The organism is Neisseria sp. HMSC064E01 (genome assembly GCF_001808875.1).
Taxonomy (GTDB): Bacteria; Pseudomonadota; Gammaproteobacteria; order Burkholderiales; family Neisseriaceae; genus Neisseria; species Neisseria sicca_A.
In genome coordinates this window covers 1-3310 of sequence record NZ_KV794949.1, presented here as the reverse complement: position 1 = coordinate 3310, position 3310 = coordinate 1, and the positions used below count along the sequence as shown (strand labels likewise).

The following is a 3310-nucleotide window of genomic DNA, read 5'->3' as shown; positions in this document are numbered from 1 at the left end:
GGTCCCGAGTTCGACTCTTGGTGCCGGCACCAATCAAACAGCTCGATTGTCAAAGCAGTCGGGCTGTTTTGCGTCTGCCGTTTGGGCGGATGGTGACAGGGCGGCGGGCATTTCACTATAATAGCCCGTTTTAATCTAAAAGGTCGTCTGAAAAAGGCGGAATACATTCCAATGATTACTGTGAACACACTGCAAAAGATGAAGGCAGAAGGCGAAAAAATCGCCATGCTGACCGCCTATGAATCCAGCTTTGCCGCGTTAATGGACCATGCCGGCGTCGATGTTTTGCTGGTGGGCGATTCCTTGGGCATGACCGTGCAGGGACGCAAATCCACGCTGCCCGTCAGCTTGCGCGATATGTGTTATCACACTGAAAACGTCGCGCGCGGTACGGAAAACGCGATGATTGTCAGCGACTTGCCTTTTGGTGCGTATCAGCAGAGTAAAGAACAGGCGTTTGCCGCCGCTGCCGAACTGATGGCGGCAGGCGCGCATATGATCAAACTCGAAGGCGGCGTTTGGATGACGGAAACCACCGAATTCCTGCAAATGCGCGGCATTCCCGTCTGCGCCCATATCGGCTTGACCCCGCAGTCTGTGTTTGCGTTTGGCGGATATAAAGTGCAAGGGCGGGGCGATAAGGCGGAAGCCTTGTTAGCAGATGCGAAAGCACACGACCAAGCGGGCGCAGCCATCGTATTGATGGAATGCGTACCGGCAGAGTTAGCGAAAAAAGTAACCGAAACCGTCTCTTGCCCGACCATTGGCATCGGTGCGGGCGTGGATTGCGACGGACAAGTTTTGGTTATGCACGATATGCTCGGTATTTTCCCGGGTAAAACCGCTAAATTCGTCAAAAACTTCATGCAGGGCAAAGACAGCGTCCAAGCCGCCGTTGAAGCCTATGTCCATGAAGTCAAAGCCAAAACCTTCCCCGCTGCGGAACATTCGTTTGCTTGATGCTTATAACTATAGTGGATTAAATTTAAATCAGGACAAGGCGACGAAGCCGCAGACAGTACAAATAGTACGGCAAGGCGAGGCAACGCCGTACTGGTTTAAAGTTAATCCACTATAAAAAAGATACTACTTTGCTTGACAATATCATCTTTACATTTAATTTACAAATCGTTGATTTGCATAATATTTAAATTGAGTGATATTTGCACACAACGATGTCACGGCGTTTCATTTTTTGAAATGCCGTGATTTTTTTGGGTTCGGTCACGCCGCTTTGTAGCGGGTCGGGTCGTAGTCTTCGCCTTTTTTGTGGACGTGGTAGGCGATGACGGCAAGTTTGCGCATAATGGCGGCAATAATGACCTTTTTGGGTTTGTTCTTGGCTTCAAGGCGGGCGATGAAGTCGGGGAATGCCTTTATCCGATAGGCGACCATCGCGGGCATGAAGAGCATGGCGCGTAGTCTTCGGTTGCCGTATCTTGTCAGGCTCGGTTTGCCCCTTACTGATGTGCCTGAATCTTTGATTTGGGGTGTCAGCCCTGCGAATGCTGCAAACTTGTTTGATGTTGGGAAATCCGTGCCTGAAAGGTAGTTCAGCAGCATGACGGCGGTCAGCCTGCCGATGGCGGGTATTGTGGCCAGTCTGTCGGTTTGGTCTTTCAATGCGGATTGCTTCGTGAGTTTCTCCAGTTCTTTTTTGACTGCCTTTATTTGTCGCTGCAAATGCTTGATGTTGCTTTGGCAGATTTTGACGACAAAGGTGTCTTTGGCGGCTTCGAGTCTGTTTTTTTGGGCGGTGCTGTCTGCGGTCAGCTGGGCATAGAGAGCGGAGAGCCGTTTGAGTTTGTAGCCGTCGTTTATAACTGGTTTTCGGATCACGAGGTCTTGGGCTTTGGCTGTCTGACAGTATTCGGCTATCAGTTTTGCGTCTTGTTTGTCTGTTTTGGTTCGGGTAAACCTGCTTTCGGCGTATTTGCTGATTTTCAGCGGGTTGACGACTGATACTTTGTACAGGCTGCCTATGTAGTCGGCGATGCCTTCGTAGTAGTTGCCCGTGGCTTCCATGCAGATATGCGCGTCAGTACAGCCTAATTCTGTCAGCCAGCCTTTGAACTGCTCAAAGCCTTTGCTGTCGTTATCAAACTTGGCAGACTTTTCGATACCGCCAATGATGGCGGTTGCGTCAAATGTGGTCTTTGATATGTCAAGTCCTACGGCGTTTCGCATAGATTACCCTTACTTATTCAGAATCTTGGTTCTTTGATACTACTCAATTTCACAAACAATAAAGCCGTCCGCCTAATCTTTTTTACAGCCTTTGGGCTTGGTCGTTGTCAGGCTGGACGGCTTCGGCATAGGGTAGCTAATCCTTTGCCGAGTTTCAGTATAGCATTAAGTTTGCCTTCGGCGACCCTCCGGGGGCGTTCGCCACGTGGCAGGCGGGCAGGAAATAAAACCCTTCCTGCCCACCTACCGCAAGCGTGATTTTGTGCTTTAAAGAGTAAAGGGGGTATTCATAAAGATTGGGCAAAAAACACGCCCAATCTTTACAAAACTTCCCCCTTGACTCTTTAAATCCCAATTCCTTAAAAACAAAGGTCGTCTGGATTTCAGACGACCTTTTTTCATTTTACAGATTGAGCTAAATATACGGTTGCGGCAGCACCTATCAACGATACTATAAACATCGGCAGGACGAAATATTTAAAAAATCCGCGCCAGCCTTTGCGCTCGTATGACGTTGCCGCCCATACGCCTAAAAAAAACGCTAATCCCGCATTCATCAATTTACCTTTCCGCCCACATTCGTCAGGGCTTTATCATTGTATCCGTCATACATCAAATTTTGCGGTGTCTGACCGCCCATTGTCAATACCTGCGGAGCGTCGGGAGTGTATGCGGTCTGCGTCGGTTTTGCAGCTTCTGCCGTCTGCGTTTTGTATGGATTAAACGGTAAGCCGTCTTTGACGTAGTTCAGACAGGTTTGTTTGCCGATGTCTTTAATCTTGGTGCCTTGGTCAGTGTAGCAGGTGCAGCGATTCTCTGCTTTGATACAGGCGACTGGATATGGCATTACCTTTACGGCTTTGTTCATGCCGTCGTACATAGGAGCAGTTTCAGGACGCTCTGCGATACGGGGCTTATAGTCTTCTTCGCTCAAATGTGGTTTCTTTGGTTCTTCGGGTTTTGTTTCGGCTTTGGGATACTGTCCGTTTGATACAGGCTCACTTGCCGATACGGCTGAAGGCTGCGTTTGTGCTTGTACGGTTTGGGTCGTACTTTCCGTCTTCGCCTGTTCTTCTTCGCCAGAGAATTTTCCCCAAAATCCAGTAAACGACCAAACGCCATA

The 3310-nt window shown here is 49.1% G+C and carries 3 protein-coding genes and 1 pseudogene; 1 reads left to right on the top strand and 3 read right to left on the bottom strand.

Annotated elements, in window-relative coordinates; genetic code table 11:
• Positions 1 to 171 precede the first annotated feature (171 nt).
• Entirely contained in the window at positions 172 to 960 is a 789-nt protein-coding gene (gene panB, locus HMPREF2572_RS09200; RefSeq protein WP_070497936.1) for a 3-methyl-2-oxobutanoate hydroxymethyltransferase, read from the top strand.
• 264 nt (positions 961 to 1224) lie between these two features.
• Here panB and HMPREF2572_RS09195 read toward each other — a convergent pair whose 3' ends face one another.
• The 3 genes and pseudogenes from HMPREF2572_RS09195 to HMPREF2572_RS09190 form a co-directional block, all read right to left on the bottom strand.
• Positions 1225 to 2187 (bottom strand): IS110 family RNA-guided transposase, encoded by a 963-nt coding sequence (locus HMPREF2572_RS09195; RefSeq protein ID WP_070497934.1) that lies wholly within the window; start codon positions 2185 to 2187, stop codon positions 1225 to 1227.
• Between the two features lie 398 nt (positions 2188 to 2585).
• The gene (locus tag HMPREF2572_RS14335; RefSeq protein WP_148132317.1) at positions 2586 to 2744 is read right to left on the bottom strand and encodes an ABC transporter; all 159 of its coding nucleotides are present in this window, start codon (positions 2742 to 2744) and stop codon (positions 2586 to 2588) included.
• Positions 2744 to 3310, bottom strand: a pseudogene (locus HMPREF2572_RS09190) (zonular occludens toxin family protein); the annotation flags it as partial. The pseudogene HMPREF2572_RS09190 and the gene HMPREF2572_RS14335, both read right to left, overlap by 1 nt.

Excerpts from the sequence above, each read along its gene's own strand:
- panB (WP_070497936.1), top strand. The coding sequence starts at position 172 with ATGATTACTGTGAACACACTGCAAAAGATGAAGGCAGAAGGCGAAAAA.
- HMPREF2572_RS09195 (WP_070497934.1), bottom strand. The coding sequence starts at position 2,187 with ATGCGAAACGCCGTAGGACTTGACATATCAAAGACCACATTTGACGCA.
- HMPREF2572_RS14335 (WP_148132317.1), bottom strand. The coding sequence starts at position 2,744 with ATGAATGCGGGATTAGCGTTTTTTTTAGGCGTATGGGCGGCAACGTCA.